Here is a 17688-nt window from a genome sequence, read left to right as displayed (position 1 = left end):
GTCACTCGCCTCCGCCGCCGTCGGGCGTTCCCTTCGCGCCTTCGTCGCGCCGCGGGAAGCCGAGCTCGGCGAGCCGCCGCGCGATGCCGCCGGCCGCGTCCGCGACGTCGACGTTCGTGTCGACGGCGCGCAGCACGCCGTCGCGATCGATGTAGAACGTCCAGCGCTTCGCGTGGGCGCTGCCCGGGCCCGCGACGCCGTAGGCGCTCGCGGTGAGGCCCGTCGCATCGGAGAGCAGCACGACGTCGGCGCCGAGCGAGGCCGCGAAGGCGCGGTTCTGCTCGGGCGCGTCGAGGCTCACCATGAACACGTCGGCCTCGAACGGCGCGAGCAGTGCGGCGCCGTCGCGCAGTGCCTCGAGCTCCCTCGTGCAGCCGGGCGTGAACGCCTTCGGGAACCAGGCGAGCACGACGCCGCGCCGTCCCGCGAAGTCGGCGAGCGAGTAGGTGCGGCCGTCGCTGCCGACGAGCGCGAAGTCGGGCGCCGGGGCGCCGACGGGCGGAGCGCCGGTCTGCGCGTCGGCGCGCGCGGGCCGCGGTGCGAGCACGTGCGGCGCGAGCCCGGCGATCGCGACGAGCGCGATGGACACACGGAGCGACGAGCGCGCGGCGATGCGTCGTGTCATGTCGCGGCAGTCTATCCCGCGCGCGCCCGCGCGTGTGTAGAGTGCGCGGGCCCGGGGCCCACGCCCCGCCGAGGTCGCCGATGCCGATCGCCGCGCGCGCCACCGCCGCGCTCGTTCCCGCCCTGCTCCCGTCCCTCGTCGCGCTCGCGGGTCCCGTGCTCGCCGCGCCCGGTGCCGCGCGCGCCGCCGAGCCGACGTGCCGCTCCTACACCGCCGAGCGACAGGCCCTGTTCGGCGAGCTCCACGTCCACACGGCCGCCTCGATGGACGCCTACATGTTCGGGACGCGGCTGCGCCCCGACGACGCCTACCGCTTCGCGCGCGGCGAAGCCGTGACGCTGCCTCCGCTCGGAGCGGGCGGCGGCGCGCGCGCCGTCGCGCTCGAGCGCCCGCTCGACTTCGCCGCCGTCACCGACCACGCGTCGGGCTTCGGCGCGACGCGCCTGTGCTCGACGCCGGGAACCGCGGGCTACGACTCGCCCGACTGCCGGGCCTTCCGCGCTCCGCTCGCGACCGCGAACACGGCGAGCATCCGCTCGGTGGTCGCGCAGCTGCGCGAGCGCATGGGCGACGGCCTCGGCACGCCGGCCTTCTGCGGCCCGGGCGGAGCGCTCTGCCGCAGCGCCGCGTCCGACGTCTGGCGCGAGATGCAGGAGGCCGCGAAGCGCTGGGACGACCCGACGGACGCCTGCGCGTTCACGACCTTCGTCGCCTACGAGTACACCGCGACGCCCGAGGCCACGAAGATCCACCGCAACGTGATCTTCCGCGGCGACACCGTGCCCGCGCTCCCGATCAGCTACTCGGACGAGCCGGACGTGATCGCGATGTGGCGCAAGCTGCGCGCGCAGTGCAACGACGCCGGCACGGGCTGCGACGCGCTCGCCATCCCGCACAACCCGAACCTCTCGAACGGCCACATGTTCACGGTCGACTACGGCGATGCCGCGTCGGTCGCCGAGGAGCGCGAGGTCGCCGCGCTGCGCGCGTCGATGGAGCCCGTCGTCGAGATCATGCAGATGAAGGGCGACTCCGAGTGCCGCAACGGCATGTGGAACGTCGTGGGCGGCGCCGACGAGCTGTGCGGGTTCCACAAGATCCGCCCGGAGGATACGCCGGACTGCGAGGACGGAACCGGCAAGGGCGCGCTCGCGGGCGAAGGCTGCGTCTCGCGGCTCGACTACGCTCGTTATGCGCTCGTCGAGGGGCTGCGCGAGGAGGCGCGGATCGGCGTCAACCCGTACGCGTTCGGCGTGATCGCGGCGACCGACGGCCACGACGCGACGCCCGGCGCGGTCGAGGAGTGGCGGCAGGATCTCGCGATCGGCCGCGCGACGACCGCGCCCGGCTACAACCTCGGCGGCCTCGCCGGCGTGTGGGCCGAGGAGAACTCGCGCGAGGCGATCTTCGACGCGCTGCGCCGCCGCGAGACGTTCGGCACGAGCGGGCCGCGCATGCGCGTGCGCTTCTTCGGCGGCTGGGACGTCCCGGCCGAGCGCTGCGACGACGCCGCGATGGTCGCGAAGAGCTACGCGGACGCGGTGCCGATGGGCGGACGGCTCGCGGCGCCGACCGACGCGCAGCGCGCGCGCGGCCCCGCCTTCGTCGTCGCCGGCATGCGCGACCCGGGAACGGCCGCGCACCCGGGCACGAAGCTCGAGCGCCTGCAGATCATCAAGGGCTGGGCCGACGACGAGGGACGCATCCACCAGCGCGTCTTCGACGTCGCGGGCGGCGTCGATGCGCGCGCGGGCGTCGACGCGGCGACGTGCACGCCGTCGGGCCACGGCGCAGACGCGCTGTGCGCGGTGTGGCGCGACCCGGAGTTCGACGCGGCGCGCCGCGCCGTCTACTACGCGCGCGTCGTCGAGAGCCCGAGCTGCTCGACCGCGGGCTTCGCGTGCGCGCTCGCGCCGGACGGCGCGAAGCCCGCGTCGTGCGCGGGCGCCGGCGCCGCGCTCACGACGCGCGAGCGCGCGTGGTCGTCGCCCATCTGGTACGGACCCGCGTCGTGACGACGCCGCGCGTCGCGATCCTCGGGGCCGGATTCTCGGGCCTGTGCATGGGCATCCGCCTGCGCGAGGCCGGCATCGCGTCGTTCGCGATCTACGAGAAGGCCGACCGGGTCGGCGGCACGTGGCGCGACAACGTGTACCCGGGCATCTGCTGCGACGTGCCCTCGCATCTCTACTCCTTCTCCTTCGCGCCGAACCCGGACTGGAGCCGGCTCTACGCGCCGGGGGAGGAGATCCAGGCGTACTGCGAGCGCGTCGCGCGCGACTTCGGTCTCGCGCCGCACCTGCGCTTCGGCGCCGAGGTCGTGCGCGTCGACTGGACGGGCGACGAGTGGCGCATCGCCTTCGCCGACGGGAGCGAGGAGCGCGCGGACTTCGTCGTGAGCGGGCTCGGCGCGCTGCACCGCCCGAGCACGCCGGCGATCCCGGGCCTCGAGCGATTCCGCGGCGCGTCGTTCCACTCGGCGCGCTGGGACACCGCGCACGACGTCGCGGGCGAGCGCGTCGCCGTCGTCGGCAGCGCGGCGAGCGCGATCCAGATCGTGCCCGAGATCGCCGGGCGCGCATCGCACGTCACCGTCTTCCAGCGCACGCCGAACTGGATCCTGCCGCGGCGCGACCGCGCCTACCCCGCGTGGTGCAAGCGCCTGTTCCGCCTCGTGCCGCTCGCGCAGCGTCTGCACCGGCTGTGGATCTACCTGAACATGGAGTGGCGCGTGTTCGCGTTCGAGCAGGAGGGCTTCCTCTCCGCGCCGCTCGAGCGCATGTGCCGCGCGCACATCGCGAAGCAGGTCGCCGACCCGGAGCTCCGCGCGACGAGCACGCCCGACTACCGTCCGGGCTGCAAGCGCATCCTGGTCTCGGACGACTGGTTCGACGCCGTCCAGCGCGACGACGTCGCGATCGAGACGAGCGCGATCGAGCGCGTCGAGGAGCGCGGCATCGTCACCGCCGACGGCGCGCTCCACGAGGTCGACACGATCGTCTGGGCGACGGGCTTCGAGCCGTTCAGCCTGCTCGCGCCGCTCGTCGTCACGGGCCGCGACGGACGCCGGCTCGACGAGACGTGGGCCGAGGGCATCGAGGCGCACCGCACCGTCGCGGTCGCGGGCTACCCGAACTTCTTCATGCTGCTCGGCCCGAACAGCGGCCTCGGCCACAACTCGATCATCCTGATCATCGAGGCGCAGGCGCGCTACGTGCTGCAGCTGATCCGGGCCGCCATGCGCCCCGACGGCAGCATCGCGCGCATCGAGCCCCGCCCCGACGCGACCGCCGCCTTCAACCGCGACATCCAGGAGCGCCTCGCGACGACCATCTGGAAGAGCGGCTGCCGGAGCTGGTACATGGACGAGCGCGGCCGGGTCTACACGCTCTGGCCGGGCTCGACGCTCCGCTACCTGTGGACGATGCGGCGGCCGCGGCTCGCCGAGTACGAACGCCGCGCCGCGCAGGGCGCCGTCGCGTAGAGGAGACGCCGGATGACGCCCGCTCCCCGATCGCGACCGCAGCGCCCGCTCGACATGCGCGTCGCCGTGCTCGGCGCGGGCTCGTGGGGCACGACCGTCGCGCGGCTCACGAGCGTGAACGCGCCGACCGTGCTCTGGGCGCGCAGCGCCGACGTCGCGCGCTCGATCGCCGAGCGGCACCGCAACGAGCGCTACCTGCCCGACTTCCCGCTTCCGAGGGAGCTGCGCGCGACGGCCGACCTCGAGGAGGCCGTGCGCGACGCGGACGTCCTCGTGATGGGCGTTCCCGTGAAGGGCTTCCGCGCGACGCTCGAGGAGGTGGCGCGGCACGCGCGGCCGTGGGTGCCGATCGTGAGCCTCTCGAAGGGCCTCGAGCCCGGCACGATGCTGCGCATGAGCCAGGTCGCCGAGCAGGTGATGCCGGGCCACCCGGTCGGCGTGCTCACCGGCCCGAACCTCGCGCGCGAGATCATGGACGGGCAGGCCGCGGCGAGCGTGATCGGCATGAGCGACCTCGTCGTCGCCGAGGCGCTCCAGCCCGTCTTCGCGAGCGGCCTCTTCCGCGTGTACACGAACCACGACGTCGTCGGCTGCGAGATCGGCGGCGCGCTCAAGAACGTCGTCGCGATCGCGACCGGCATGGCCGAGTCGCTCTCGGTGGGCGACAACACGCGCGCCATGGTCGTGACGCGCGGGCTCGCGGAGATCACGCGGCTCGGCGTCGCGATGGGCGGCGAGCCCGCGACGTTCGCCGGGCTCGCGGGCCTCGGCGACCTGCTCGCGACGTGCATGAGCAAGCAGAGCCGCAACCGGCACGTCGGCGAGCAGCTCGGGCGCGGACGCACGATCGACGAGATCACCGCCGAGATGAACATGGTCGCCGAGGGCGTCAGCACCGCGAAGGTCGTGCTCGAGCTCGCGGCGAAGCACGGCATCGAGATGCCGATCGCCGCCGAGATCCACGGCGTCCTCTACGAGGGCCGCACGCCGATGGAGGCCTACCGCGGCCTCGTGCGTCGCCGCGCCGGCCACGAGAGCGAGAGCGGCTGACCGTGTGCTTCTCCGCCGAGGCGAGCTTCGCGGCGAGCGCCGTGCTCGGCGCGGGCGGCATCTGGACGCTGAGCCTCGCTCCGTCGCCCGCCGAGCGTCCGCTCGCGCGCATCCCCCTGCTCTTCTCGGTGCAGCAGTTCGCCGAGGGCGTCGTGTGGGTCGGCGTCGCGAACGACGAGCGCGCGCTCGCGCTCGTGTTCAGCTACGCGTTCGCGTTCTTCGCGCTCTTCCTGTGGCCGGTCTACATCCCGCTCGCGTCGCTGCGCGCCGAGCCGAGTGCGGGCCGCCGTCGCATCCAGGAGGCGCTCTGCGTCGTCGGGCTGTGTGCGGCCGTCTTCATCTCGGGCTCGCTCGCGCGCCATCCGCTCGAGGTGAGCATCGAGGGCGGCCACCTCTTCTACCGCATGAGCCTGCCGCTCCTGTACGAGTCGCTCGCGCTCTACTTCGTCGCGGTGAGCGCGCCGTGCTTCTCGAGCTTCGGCTACCTGCGGGCGTTCGGCGGGCTGCTGCTCGCGTCGCTCGCGGCGACGCTGTGGTCGCACGCCGAGCAGTTCATCTCGCTGTGGTGCTTCTTCGCGGCCGCGCTGAGCGCGCTCATCCTGCTGCACTTCCGGCGGCAGCGGCGCCTGCTCGTCGTGGCGGTGTCGCGCTAGTCAGAGCGCGGCGGCGACGCGCGCGGCGTCCTCCATCGCGCCGCGCAGGAAGCCGAGCCCGCCGCAGTCGCCGATCGCGTGCACCTCGGCGCCGCCCGCGCGCAGCGCGTCGGCGAGCGACGCATCGGCGTGGACGTTCGACGCGACGAGCACGGCATCGGCCGGTGCGACGCCGCGCGCGCCGTCGGCGTCCGTGTAGACGACGCCCTCGCGCTCGATCGCGACGACGGTCGCGTTCGCGACGAGCGCGACGCCCTGCTCGCGCAGCTCGTGCACGATGCGCCAGCGCCCCGGGAGCCCCATCTGCGTGACGAAGCAGCCGCTCGGCTCGAGCACGGTGACGGCGTGGCCGCGGCGCGCACACACGTCGGCGAGGCCCGCGCCCGCGCGCCCGCCCCCGAGCACGACGATGCGCTCGCCGAGGCGCTCGCCGCCGTCGAGGAAGGCGCGCAGCGAATCGACGGTGCGCACGCGGGCGTCGTCGCCGCCCGGCACGTCGGGCGCGCGCCAGCGCCCTCCCGTCGCGACGACGACGGCGTCGGCCGCGGCGACCTCGCGCGCGCCCGCGTCGACGCGCGCGCCGAGCCGCACCTCGACGCCGTGCCTGCGCACCTGCCCCTCGAGCCACGCGAGCAGGCGCGCGTTCGGCTCGTAGGTGCGCGCCGCGAGCGCGAGCCGCCCGCCGAGCGCGTCGCCCGCCTCGCACAGCACGACCTCGTGCCCGCGCAGCGCGGCGATGCGCGCGGCCTCCATGCCCGCCGGCCCGCCGCCGACGACGAGCACCCGGCGCGCGCGCGCGGCCGGTGCGAGCTCGTGCTCGCGCTCGCGCCCCGTCGCCGGGTTGACCCAGCAGCGCACGGGCTCGCGCAGGAAGATCTGCCCGATGCAGTTGTAGTGGTAGAGGCAGGGGCGCACGTCCTCGGGCCGCGCGGCGCGGAGCTTGTTCGGGAGCTCGGGGTCGGCGAGCAGCTTGCGCCCCATCGCGACGACGTCGGCGCGCCCGTCGGCGATGGCCTCGTTCGCCACCTCGGGCTCGATCCGTCCGACCGCGATCACCGGGATGCGCACCGCCTTCTTGATGGTCGCCGCGTACTCGAGCAGGCCGGCGGGCGCGTGCGTCGTGTGCCCCTGCGTGTAGGTGAGCGCGAGCCCGCCCTTGCCGTTCGCGCTCGCGTGCACGGCGTGCGCGCCCGCCGCCTCGATGACGCGCGCGTGCTCGACCGCGAGCTCGGGCGTGATGCCGCCCTCCTCCCAGAACTCGATCGAGTCGATGCGGCACCACACGGCGAAGCCCGGCCCCGTGCGCGCGCGCACCGCCTCGATCACCTCGACGAGCAGGCGCGTGCGGTTCTCGAGCGACCCGCCGTAGGCGTCCGTGCGCCGGTTCTTCGCCGGCGACAGGAAGCTCGAGATCAGGTAGCCGTGGCCGGCGTGGAGCTCGACGCCGTCGAGCCCCGCGCGCTGCGCGCGCTCCGCCGCGGCCGCGAAGGCCTCGACGACGGCGCGGATCTCGTCGGTCGTCATCTCGTGGAGGCCGACGCGCGCGGTCTCGGCGCGCATCGGGCGCGACTGCAGCGCCGCCTCCTCGGGCGTCACCATCGCCATCATCGGGTCGGGCTTCGACGGCGTGGGGAAGGACGGGACCCACATGTCGCGCCCGTCGCGCATGTCGTTCACGGCGGTGAGGCCGCCGTGCGAGAGCTGCGCCGCGATCTTCGCCCCGTGCGCGTGCACGCGCCGCGCGAGCTCGGCGAACGCGGGCACGTGGCGCTCGTCCGCGAGCGCGCCCTGGTTCGGGTTGTAGCTGCCCTCGGGCAGCGTGATCGCGACCGAGCCGACGATCAGCAGGCCCGCGCCGCCGCGCGCGCGCGCCTCGAAGTAGGCGAGCGACGCGTCGCTCGGCCGCCCGTCCGCGTGCGCGAGGTTGTCGCCCATCGGGCACATCGCGATGCGGTTGCGCAGCTCCATCGGGCCGATGCGGAAGGGCGAGAGCAGGTGCCGGTACGGGTGGCCGGCGTCGAGCGGGGCTCCTTCGCTCACGTGCGTCCCCCTAGCGTCGCGAGCACGGCGGCGACGACGGTCGGATCGATGTACTCGCGCCAGTATGCGACGAGTCCGTCGCGGAAGGCGAAGAGGCCGAGGTACTGGTTGCGGTACGGCGCGCCCGTCGCGAGCAGCCGCGAGTTCGAGCGGTACTCGGCGACGAGCTGCTGCGGGTCGAGGAGATCGAGCACGCGGGTGATCTCGTAGCGGTACGGCTCGAAGGCGCTCATGCCGCCGCGGAAGAACGCCTCCATCGTCGAGCGGCCGCGCAGCTCGCGCGGCGTCGACGGCGTCGGGAGGTAGGGCCAGTCGCAGACGACGTCCTCGGTGAGCAGCGCGCACGCGCCGGCGAAGTCCTGCGTGCCGAGCCGGCGCAGGAGCTCCGTCATCGTCGCGCGGTTGGCCTCGCGCAGCGCCGCCTCGTCGCTCATGCCGCCCTTTCTTCTACCACCCGACGGCGCGGGGCGCGGCGCGCTCTCGCGCGCCGCGCCGTCCACGCACTACTTGCGGCGCAGCACCGTCCGCGTGCCGAGGCCGAGCAGGCCGAGCGCCACCGCGCCCACGCCCACGAGCGGCAGCGCCGGGATCGACCCGCCGACGTACGAGCCCCGCAGCAGCGCCTGCCGGTTCGACGTCCCGCCGTTGAACGTCCCCACGATGTAGTTCGACGCCGCCTGGAAGTCGCCCTCCGCGTCGTACGACCACGTCCCGAGGTCGTACGTCGGCGACGGCGCACCGCTGATCGGCGTCGTGATCCCGTGCGGAACCTGCGTCCCGCCCGTGCAGATCGTCTGCGGGCTCGAGATGCAGAACGCCTCGCCGACGCGCGTGAACCCGCCGAGCACGCCCCAGTCCACCGAGCCTCCCGGCGCCGTGTTCCCCGGCGCCGTCGCCGGAAGCGTCGGCGAGAACGTCGTCAGCGACGTCGTGAACACGTACGAGCCCGGACCGAAGATCGGAACCAGCGCCAACGGACCGAAGTTCACCGACTGCACCAGCTCCTGCACGTACTCCGTCGCCGTCACCGTCCCCGAGCCCGTGTCACTGATCGTGTAGTGACCCTGCCAGTAGTTCGGCGAGATCTGGATGGGCGGGCACAGGTCCGTGCTGTACTGGAACTCGTCGCCACCCGCGCCGTGCGGCGGCGTCGCGTCGTACACCTTCACCACCGCCGACGCCGGCAGCGCAAACGCCGCGAGCGTCGCGGCGAGGATCCAAGTCCGAAGCATCATCGCTCTCCTCTTGCTTCACATCCCGACGCCGGGCGTCCCCGTCGTCCGTCGGGGCCACCGGCATCGTCTCGTCCTGCGCCGCGGTCGCGGCGCGGCTCTCGTCGCGTGCGCATCAAGCAATCGGCGTGCCGGTGCCACGCCTAGGCTCAGCGCGCGTAGGGGCGCAGCGCTGGAGCGAATCGCGGCAGCCTTGCGAGCGATGGCGCAGAATGCGCCTCCGGCTGTGCCCGGCCCGCTGGGCCGGGCGCGAGCGGAGGAGACGGTGAGGCCGAGCGCGCTGCACGTCGCCATCGCCTGGACGCTCGCCGCGGCACTCGGCCATGCGGGGCTCGGCCAGCGCATCGCGGACGCGATCAACGGGCTCGACCCGCGCGCGCTCCCCGTCGCGCCCTCGCTCGCCTTCGCCGCCGCCGTGATCGCGGCGGCGGTGCTCACGACCGCGTGGGCCGCGCGGCTCGACGACGGCCGCGCACCCGCCGAGCGCTCGGCGCGCCGCCGCGTGCTCGTCTACCTCGGCGCGCTGCTCGCGGGCCTCGGCGCGGCGTCCGCGGGCGTCGCCGCACGGATCGCGGGCTGGATGCGCGTGCGCGCGCTCGTCACCGCCGGGCCCGGCGTGCCGACGACCTACCCGTCGCGCCCGCCCGCGTGGCAGGGCGCGCGCGTGCGCGCCTATCGACGGCTCGGCCGCACGGGCTTCGCCGTCTCGGACGTGTCCTTCGGCACGGGCTCGCTGCCCGGCGACGCGCGCGGCGAGGCGATCGCGCGCGAGGCGATCGAGCGCGGCGTGAACTACTTCGACACGGCGCCCGACTACGCGGGCAGCGGCACCGAGCAGGCGCTCGGCCGCGCGATGCGCGGCCACCGCGACCGGCTCTTCGTGGCGACGAAGTTCTGCACCGCGCGCGGCCACCTGCCCGCCGGCTCGCCCGTCGACGCCTACGTGCGCGCGATCGAGGGAAGCCTCGCGCGCCTCGGCACCGACCGCGTCGACCTCGCGCACGTGCACGCGTGCGACTCCGTCGACCGCCTGCTCGACCCGAACCTGCACGAGGCGTTCGACCGGCTGCGCGACGCGGGCAAGGTGCGCTTCCTCGGCGTCTCGAGCCACACGCCGAACCTCCCCGCCGTCGCCGACGCGGCGATCGCGAGCGGGCGCTTCGACGTCGTGATGCTCGCCTATCACCACGGCGCGTGGCCGTCGCTCGGCGCGGTCGTCGAGCGCGCGGCGGCGGCCGACCTCGGCGTCGTCGCGATGAAGACGCTCAAGGGCGCGAAGCAGCACAACGTCGACGCGCTGCGCGGCGAGGAGGAGGCCTACTCGCAGGCCGCGTTCAAGTGGGTGCTCGCGAACCCGAACGTCGGCTGCCTCGTGATCTCGTTCCAGAAGCACCGCCACGTCGACGAGTACCTGCACGCGTCGGGCGGCGCGCTCGCGCCGGCCGACCTCGCGCTGCTCGCGCGCTACGACCGCGCCACCGCCGGCACGCACTGCCGGCCGCACTGCGGCGCGTGCCTCGCGCGCTGTCCCGAGCAGCTGCCGATCGACGACGTGCTCCGATATCGCATGTACTTCGAGGACTACGGCGACGAGGCCCGCGGGTTGGCCGCCTACGCGGCGCTGCCCGCGCGCGCCGACGCGTGCGCCGCGTGCAGTGCGCCGTGCGCGGGCGCGTGCCCGGACGGCGTGGCGATTCGCGAGCGGATGCTCGGCGCGCACGCGCTGCTCGCGCCGCGCGCGCCGCGCGCGTGACCGGGCGCGTGACCGGGCGCGCGGCGTGATCGAGCGGCTCGACGCCCTCGCGCCCGACGCGCGCCTCGACGCCGACGTGTGCATCGTCGGCGGCGGGCCCGCTGGCATCGCGATCGCACTCGCGCTCGAGGGAAGCGGGCTGCGCGTCGCGCTGCTCGAGAGCGGCGGCCTCGAGCCCGACGACGCGACGCAGGACCTGTGCGACGGGGTGACCGAGCGCGGGCTGCCCCCCCTCGGCCTGCGCGAATCGCGCCTGCGCTACCTCGGCGGCGCATCGAACCACTGGGGCGGCGCGTGCGGGCCGCTCGACGAGATCGACTTCGAGGCGCGCGCGTGGATGCCGCGCAGCGGCTGGCCCTTCCCGCGCGCCGCGCTCGCCGACCACTACGCGCGCGCGGCCGCGTGGATCGGCATCGACCCCGCGTTCGCGAGCGTCGCCGAGGGCGCGGCGCTCCCGGTCTTCGGGCCGGGAGCGCCGCTCCCGGTCAAAGCGCCGGGAGCGCCGCTCCCGGCGTACGAACGGGGAGCCCCGCTCGCGACCGACGGGCTCTTCGATCTCGCCGGCACGAGGCTCGAGCACCGCGTGCGCGTGGCGCGCGGCGTCGCGTTCGGTCGGCAGTACCTCCCGGCGCTCGAGGCGTCGCGCTCCGTGCGCGTCGTGCTCGGCGCGAACGCGGTCGGCTTCGACTTCGCCGACGAGCTCGCGGCCGTGCGCGCCGTGCGCGTGCGCTCGCTCGCGGGGCGCGAGGCGCGCGTCGCGGCGCGCGCCGTCGTCGTCGCGTGCGGCGGCGTCGAGAACGCGCGCGTGCTCCTCGCGGCGGGCCTCGGGCGCAAGCTCGACGCGATCGGCCGCCACTTCCTCTGGCACCCGCGTCTCGAGAGCGCGTCGATCGTGCTCGCGCGCCCGTTCCCGACGGCCGCGCACCCGTACGACTGGCGCGACGACGCGGGCCGCCGCGTCGCGTGGTCGCTCGCGCTGTCGCGCGACGCGCAGGACTTCGAGGAGCTCCCGAACCACGGGATCTTCCTGCTCCCGAAGCAGGCGCCGACGGGACGCGCGGTCGACGCGCTCGGCGCGCGCGCGCGCGGCGAGCCCGTCGAGAGCGACCTCGCCGACGATCTCCGCGCGGTGCTCGCCGACCCGTCGGGCGCGCTCGAGTACGCGCGCAGCGGAGGGCTCCTGCAGATGGAGACCTGGATCGACCAGGTCCCGAACCCCGACAGCCGCGTCGTGCTCGACCGCGAGGTCGATGCGCTCGGCGTGCCGCGCGCCCGCGTCTCGTGGACGTTCTACGACTACGAGCGCACGTGGATCGCGGAGCTCGCGCGGCACGTCGCGATCGAGCTCGGCCGCGCGGGCATCGGGCGCCTGCGCCTCGAGCAGGGCTTCCTCGAGCCGGGCGGCTTCGAGGAGGCGCTGCGCGCGGGCCAGGGCGGCGGCCACCAGATGGGAACGACGCGGATGAGCGCGACTCCCGCCGACGGGGTCGTCGACGCGAACGGACGCGTGCACGGCGTGGCCGGCCTCTACTGCGCGGGGAGCTCGGTGTTCCCGACGGGCGGCTGGACGAACCCGACGCTCACGCTCGTGGCGCTCGCGCTCCGCCTCGCCGACCACCTGCGCGACACGCTTCGCTAGGTGGCCGACGCCTCGGCGCGCGGCCGGCCGAGAGCCGTCGCGATCGCGACACCGGCGAGCGCGAGCACGACGGCCGCGCTGGCGAGCGCGATCGCGTAGCTGCCCGTGCGGTCGAACGCGAGCCCGGCGAGCGGCGGGACGACGAACGTGAACGGGAGGCCGACGAGCGCGCCCGCACCCATCACGCGGCCGAACGCCGCTGCGCCGAAGTGGCGCGTGATGAGCGACGCGTAGAGCGGCATCGTGCCGCCGCTCGCGAAGCCGAAGACGCAGGTCGCGACGACGAGCAGGTCCTGGCGGCCGGTCGCGGCGAGCGCGCCGCACGCCGCCGCCTGAAGCGCGATCGCCGCGGCGAACAGCCGGTGCGGCGCGACGCGGTCCGACAGGAACCCGAAGCCCGCGTTGCCGGCGATCGCGGCCGCCGCGTTCAGGCTGACGAGCGCCGTCGCGGCCGCGAGCGTCGCCCCGCGCTCGAGCGCGACGCCGACGAGGTGGAACGAGAGCGCGATGCCGGTGCTCGCGACGAGCGCGACCGGCACGACGAGGCTCCAGAAGGCGGGAGCGCGCAGGTAGGCCGGTGCGCCGTCGCTCGGCGCGGGCGCGCTTCGCTGCGCGTCCGGCGCGGCGTCCGGTGCGGCGTCCAGCGGCGCGCCCGGTGGCGCGGAGGGCGGCGCGTCCGCCGCGCGCTCCTCGGCCTCGATGCCGAGCGCGACCGCGAGCACACCGACGACGAGCGTCGCGACGCCGAACGCGACGAACGCCGGTCGCCACCCGTGCGTCGCGACGATCCAGCCCGCGATCGGCGCCGCGACGACCGGGCCCGCCGGCGCGCCCATGTTCGCCAGGCCGAGCGCGCGGCCCGCGTTCTCGGGCACGCGACGCGCGATCAGCGTCGACGACGCGAGCGGGCCGAGCAGCGCCGTGCCGATCGCCGTGCCGACGCCGAAGAGCAGCTCCACCTGCCACAGCGCGGGCGCCGCGGCGATCGCGAGCAGGCTCGCGCCGCTCGCGGCGGCGCCGGCGAGCATGAGGGCGCGCGGCGAGCCGCGATCGAGCGCGCGACCGACGAGCGGGTAGGCGAGCCCCATCACGACGTTCCAGATCGCGACCATCCACGAGAGCGCGGCGCGGCTCGCGCCGAACTCGGCCTCCATGGGCGGCATGAACACGGCGACGCCGCCGAGCGTGCCGCCGATCGCGACGGCCTGCGTCGCGAACGACGCGGCGACGAGCCGCCACTGCCGGGAGGCATCCATCTCCGTCTCCGACGCGCGCGGCGACCGCGCTCGTTAGTCGGCGAGCGCGGACCGCGCCTCGCGCAGCTCGGCGTCGATCAGGCCCACCTCGCTGTAGTTGTTCGCGCCGGCGACGGCGCGCGCGCGCAGCTGCTCGAGGACGTCGATGCGCACGCGCACGACCGGAGCCTCGGGAGCGCGCGCGCCGTCGCCCGCCGCGACGTCGAGCAGGCGCAGCGCCTCGACGAGCCGGCCCGCGTCGGCGTGCGCGCGCGCCCGCGCGACGATCGCGTCCGGCCCGCCCGCGAGCTCGACGAGGTCCGCGTACACCGCGTCGGGCGGCGTCGCGTAGAGGTTCGCGACGCTGTCGTCGTGGTACCAGCCGGTGAGCAGCTCCCAGATCGCACGCACCGACCACGAGACCTTCCCGTGGCCCTGGCTGAGGCGCAGCTCGGGCGGCAGCTCGATCTCGTCCATCGCCTGCCACACGGTCTTCCCGTCGTTCATCGCCGCGACGGTCGCATCCCAGACGTACTGCACGGCGTCGCGCATCTTCGCGACGCTCGCCTGGACATAGGCCTCGCCCTCGACGACGTCGAAGTGCCCGGGCACGAGCACCTCGGGCCGCAGCGCGAGCACGCGGTCGCAGGCGTCGATGTAGTCGAGCGGGTCGCGCACCTTCTCGCCGCGCACGGTGTAGAGGTTGGGGAACATCGGGTAGAGCGTGCCGAAGAGGTCGCCGACGAAGAGCACGCGCTGGTCGGGCAGCCAGAGCGCGACGCCGTCCTCGCCCTCGCCCGTGTTCTCGAACGCGATCACCTCGAAGCGCACGCCGCCGAGCTCGAACGCGTAGTCCTGCCCCGGCCAGACGGCGCGGTCGGGCACGACCTCCCAGTACGAGCGGTCGACGTTCGGGTCGGTGTTCACGAGCCGCGGATAGAGCCGCTTGTAGCGGCGCTTGAAGTAGGCGACGGGCTCGAGCTGGTGGCGGCTCATGTAGCGGTACCGCTCGTGCGCGACGACCCGCGCGCCCGCGGCGCGCTCCTTCGCGTAGTGGCGGAGCCCGCCCGAGTGGTCCTGGTGCGAGTGCGTGAGCACGATGGTGCGGATGGGGCCCGTGCGGATGGCGTCGACCACCTGCTTCTGGCGCGCGGACGACGCGTTGTCGAAGCCCGTGTCGACGAGCACGGCGCCCTCGGGCGTGTTCACGAGGAAGATCGCGCCCTGCCCCTCGATCTTGAAGATGCCCGGCCGGATCTCGCGCGCCTCGACGGGCAGGCGCTCGAGGTCGTCGACGCGCACGGCGACCTCGGAGGGGACGACGGGCGCGCGCGCCGCCGCGGGGAGCGGCGGCGCGGCCGTCGCCGCGCAGGCGAGTGCCAGACCGGACGCGAGCGCGGCGCTCGCGCGCGCGGCGCGCATCACAGCACCGAGTAGCCACCGTCGACGCAGAGCGTCTGCCCGGTGACGAAGCGCGCCGCGGGGCTCGCGAGGAAGAGGAACGCGGGCGCCACCTCGTCGGGGTCGCCCCACCGGCCCATCGGCACGCGCGCGAGCTCGGCCTTCTCGACCTCCGCCATCTCGGGGCGCTTCATCACGGCCGTCATCGGCGTCGCGATGAGCCCGGGTGCGACGGCGTTCACGCGCACGTTGTCGCGCGCCCACGTCGCTCCGGCGTTGAGCGTCATCTGCACGAGGCCGGCCTTCGCGGCGCCGTAGCCGGGCACGAACGACGACGAGCGGAAGGCCGACATCGAGGCACAGCTGATCACGCTACCGCCGCCCTCGATCGCGCTCTTCGCGAGCAGCGGCTTGCAGCCGACCGCGAGCTGGAAGCCGCTGCCGAGGTGCAGCTGCAGCGCCTCGCGGAACACCTCGGGCTTCCATTCGTTCTTCGCCATCAGGCTCGTGCCGGCGTTGTTCACGAGCACGTCGAGCCGGTCGAGCGAGTCGACGAGCGCGGCGAGCGAAGCCGGGTCGGTCATCTCGGCCTGGCGGTACGCGAAGGCCGAGAGGTCCGCGTCGTAGTCCGCCGCGCTCGCGCGCCGCCCCGTCACGGTGACGCGCGCGCCCGCGCGCGCGAAGTGCCGCGCGACGGCGTGGCCGATGCCCGAGGTTCCACCCGTCACGAGCACGTCGCAGCCCGAGAAGTCGAAGGTCACGCCCGCCATCGCCGCTACTTCACCTCTTCGCGCACGGCGAAGCGGTCGAGGTAGAAGCCGAACGGCGCGCGCACGTCCTTCGGCTCGACGCCGAAGTCCGCGCGCACGTCGTAGACCACCTGCCCTTCCCTGCCGCGCGGGTGCGCGTCCATGTACGCGCGGATCTGCCGCCGCGCCGCGTCCGTCATCGGGAGCCCCGCGACCTCGTAGATGCGCTCGACCGTCGCGACGTCGTCGGCCATGAACTCGTGGAACAGCACGTCGACGGTGCGGCCCTCCGGGAGCATGGAACGGTCGCGCACCGAGGCCTCGAGCAGGCGCCGCACGCGATCGCTCCAGTACTCGAGGTACCACTCGGGACGCGGGCTGCGGTAGTTCATGCGCGCGCCGTAGGCGAGCATCGTCGCGGCCGACTGGATCACGGACACGGGGTCGCGGTGCGTCACCACGATCGTCGCGTCGGGGAACGTCGCCATCAGCGGGCCGAGCTGCTCGAGGTGCTGCGGGCACTTGAGCACCCAGCGCTCGCGCGGGCGGTACCACTGCAGGATCTTGAGCGCCCGCAGCATGTACGCGTAGTGCGGCGTCTGGTCGTGGGCGAGGTAGTAGTCGCGCCACTTCGGCGCGCGCAGGATCCACTCCTGGTTGTAGCTCGTGAAGTCCGGGAGCATGAGCTCGAGCTCTTCGTGGATGTGGTCCGGGTTCATCGGGTGCATCGCCGCGATGAGCGGCGAGCTCGCGCGGAACGCCTGCCACATCGCATCGCAGCGCATGAAGCGCGGGTCGACGCCGTCGAGCCCCGGCCCCTCGCCGCGCATCGGCACCGGCGCCTGCCCCTCCCACAGAGGCATCGAGCGCAGACGCTCGTCGGCCGCGATCAGGTTCACGAGGTGCGTCGTGCCCGAGCGCGGCAGGCCGACGACGATGATCGGCCGCTCGATGCGCAGGTCGTCGATCTCGGGGTGGCGGCGCAGGAGGTCGCGGATCAGGAGCCGGTTCGACGCCGCGCGCACGCAGTCGTTCCACAGGCTCGTGCGCGCGAGGTTCGTGATCTCCGGGTCCTCGTCGGCCTCCGACAGCCACAGCGCGAGCCGCTCGCGGAAGTCGTCGGGGCCGAAGTCGTCGAGGCCCGTGCGCGCGACCGCCGCGTCGAGCACCGCGGCGACCGAGAGATCGACGCGCAGGCGATCGGTGTGGGCGAGCGCCGCCTTCTGGAAGTCGCTGAGGACGGGCGCGCGCAGGTCGTCGATGCGGATCTTGGCGGGGGCGGTCATGCGTGGGTCGTTCGCCTAACGCGCTTTCGCGCCGGTGCCCGGCCCGCCGGGCGGCATCTGCAGCAGCTCGATCAGGAGCGGGTCGCCCTCGCGCTCGAGATAGGCGAAGACCGTGTCCGCGCTGTACTGCTTGTACCAGATCGGGCGGTAGCCGATCGCCGCGACGCGCTCGATCCACGCGTCGGCGTCGTCGACGCGGTAGCGCAGGTGGTGCATGCCCTCGCGCCCCGCCTCGATGAACTCGCGGTGGGGGCTCTCGCCGCCCTGCCACTCGATGAACTCGATCTCGAGGTCGCCCGTGCGGCCGAAGGCGAGCGCGAGCTTCGCGTCGGCGACCCGGCCGCGGTACTCGGCCGCCCGGACCGAGCCGTCGAGGTCGCTGAACGGGCCGAAGAGCGGCCCGTAGCGCTCCTTCGCCTCGGCGATCGAGCGCACGACGAAGCCGATCTGGTCGATCGGCGGGAGGCCGAGCGCCGCGAGCTCGCTCGCCGCCGCGGGAGTCTTCGTCGTCGCCATGTCCGCATTCCCTCCCGAACGCGCG

15 protein-coding genes are annotated in these 17688 nt (G+C 74.5%); 6 read left to right on the top strand and 9 right to left on the bottom strand.

Annotation, left to right across the window (positions count from 1 at the left end):
- Nucleotide 1: 1 nt before the first annotated feature.
- Nucleotides 2-625 (bottom strand): peroxiredoxin, encoded by a 624-nt coding sequence (locus tag R3E88_02515; protein ID MEZ4215324.1) that lies wholly within the window; start codon nt 623-625, stop codon nt 2-4.
- Between the two features lie 80 nt (nt 626-705).
- Between R3E88_02515 and R3E88_02510 the strand changes: the two genes are divergently transcribed.
- From R3E88_02510 to R3E88_02495, 4 genes are read left to right on the top strand one after another with little or no spacing between them, the layout of a single operon-like run.
- Nucleotides 706-2640, top strand: a complete 1935-nt coding sequence (locus R3E88_02510) for a DUF3604 domain-containing protein (GenBank protein MEZ4215323.1) — start codon at nt 706-708, stop codon at nt 2638-2640.
- The gene (locus R3E88_02505) at nt 2637-4109 is read left to right on the top strand and encodes an NAD(P)/FAD-dependent oxidoreductase (GenBank protein MEZ4215322.1); all 1473 of its coding nucleotides are present in this window, start codon (nt 2637-2639) and stop codon (nt 4107-4109) included. The genes R3E88_02510 and R3E88_02505 overlap by 4 nt, the downstream gene beginning before the upstream one ends.
- A 12-nt stretch (nt 4110-4121) precedes the next feature.
- Complete coding sequence (locus R3E88_02500; protein ID MEZ4215321.1) at nt 4122-5159, top strand: NAD(P)H-dependent glycerol-3-phosphate dehydrogenase; 1038 nt, start codon at nt 4122-4124, stop codon at nt 5157-5159.
- A 2-nt stretch (nt 5160-5161) separates the two neighbouring features.
- Nucleotides 5162-5812 carry a DUF6629 family protein gene (locus tag R3E88_02495; GenBank protein ID MEZ4215320.1) on the top strand — a complete coding sequence of 217 codons (651 nt, stop codon included), beginning with the start codon at nt 5162-5164 and terminating at the stop codon, nt 5810-5812.
- Here R3E88_02495 and R3E88_02490 read toward each other — a convergent pair whose 3' ends face one another.
- From R3E88_02490 to R3E88_02480, 3 genes are all read right to left on the bottom strand, one after another.
- Nucleotides 5813-7852: an FAD-dependent oxidoreductase gene (locus R3E88_02490; protein MEZ4215319.1), complete on the bottom strand. Its 2040-nt coding sequence runs from the start codon at nt 7850-7852 to the stop codon at nt 5813-5815. It abuts the gene before it with no gap.
- A complete protein-coding gene (locus tag R3E88_02485; protein MEZ4215318.1) occupies nt 7849-8286 on the bottom strand; it encodes a nuclear transport factor 2 family protein in 438 nt (145 codons plus the stop codon). Before R3E88_02485 ends, R3E88_02490 begins: the two co-directional genes overlap by 4 nt.
- A gap of 69 nt (nt 8287-8355) precedes the next feature.
- A complete protein-coding gene (locus tag R3E88_02480; GenBank protein ID MEZ4215317.1) occupies nt 8356-9087 on the bottom strand; it encodes a hypothetical protein in 732 nt (243 codons plus the stop codon).
- 262 nt (nt 9088-9349) lie between these two features.
- Between R3E88_02480 and R3E88_02475 the strand changes: the two genes are divergently transcribed.
- Nucleotides 9350-10837 carry an aldo/keto reductase gene (locus R3E88_02475; protein MEZ4215316.1) on the top strand — a complete coding sequence of 496 codons (1488 nt, stop codon included), beginning with the start codon at nt 9350-9352 and terminating at the stop codon, nt 10835-10837.
- A gap of 25 nt (nt 10838-10862) precedes the next feature.
- Nucleotides 10863-12476: a GMC family oxidoreductase gene (locus tag R3E88_02470; protein ID MEZ4215315.1), complete on the top strand. Its 1614-nt coding sequence runs from the start codon at nt 10863-10865 to the stop codon at nt 12474-12476.
- Here the strand turns inward: R3E88_02470 and R3E88_02465 are convergent.
- The 5 genes from R3E88_02465 to R3E88_02445 are packed head-to-tail and all read right to left on the bottom strand — an operon-like array spanning nt 12473 to nt 17663.
- Nucleotides 12473-13732: an MFS transporter gene (locus R3E88_02465; protein MEZ4215314.1), complete on the bottom strand. Its 1260-nt coding sequence runs from the start codon at nt 13730-13732 to the stop codon at nt 12473-12475. The genes R3E88_02470 and R3E88_02465 overlap by 4 nt on opposite strands.
- 33 nt (nt 13733-13765) lie before the next feature.
- Complete coding sequence (locus R3E88_02460; protein ID MEZ4215313.1) at nt 13766-15133, bottom strand: MBL fold metallo-hydrolase; 1368 nt, start codon at nt 15131-15133, stop codon at nt 13766-13768.
- Nucleotides 15133-15882 (bottom strand): SDR family oxidoreductase, encoded by a 750-nt coding sequence (locus R3E88_02455; protein MEZ4215312.1) that lies wholly within the window; start codon nt 15880-15882, stop codon nt 15133-15135. Before R3E88_02455 ends, R3E88_02460 begins: the two co-directional genes overlap by 1 nt.
- A gap of 5 nt (nt 15883-15887) precedes the next feature.
- Nucleotides 15888-17147, bottom strand: coding sequence for a sulfotransferase (locus tag R3E88_02450; protein MEZ4215311.1), 1260 nt, complete (start codon nt 17145-17147; stop codon nt 15888-15890).
- Between the two features lie 15 nt (nt 17148-17162).
- Complete coding sequence (locus R3E88_02445) at nt 17163-17663, bottom strand: VOC family protein (protein MEZ4215310.1); 501 nt, start codon at nt 17661-17663, stop codon at nt 17163-17165.
- Between the last annotated feature and the right edge of the window lie 25 nt (nt 17664-17688).

The organism is Myxococcota bacterium, assembly GCA_041389495.1.
In the GTDB taxonomy this organism is placed as follows: domain Bacteria; phylum Myxococcota_A; class UBA9160; order UBA9160; family UBA4427; genus JAWKRT01.
The sequence above is the reverse complement of the archived record's forward strand: the minus strand, read 5'-3'. Positions and strand labels throughout refer to the sequence as shown.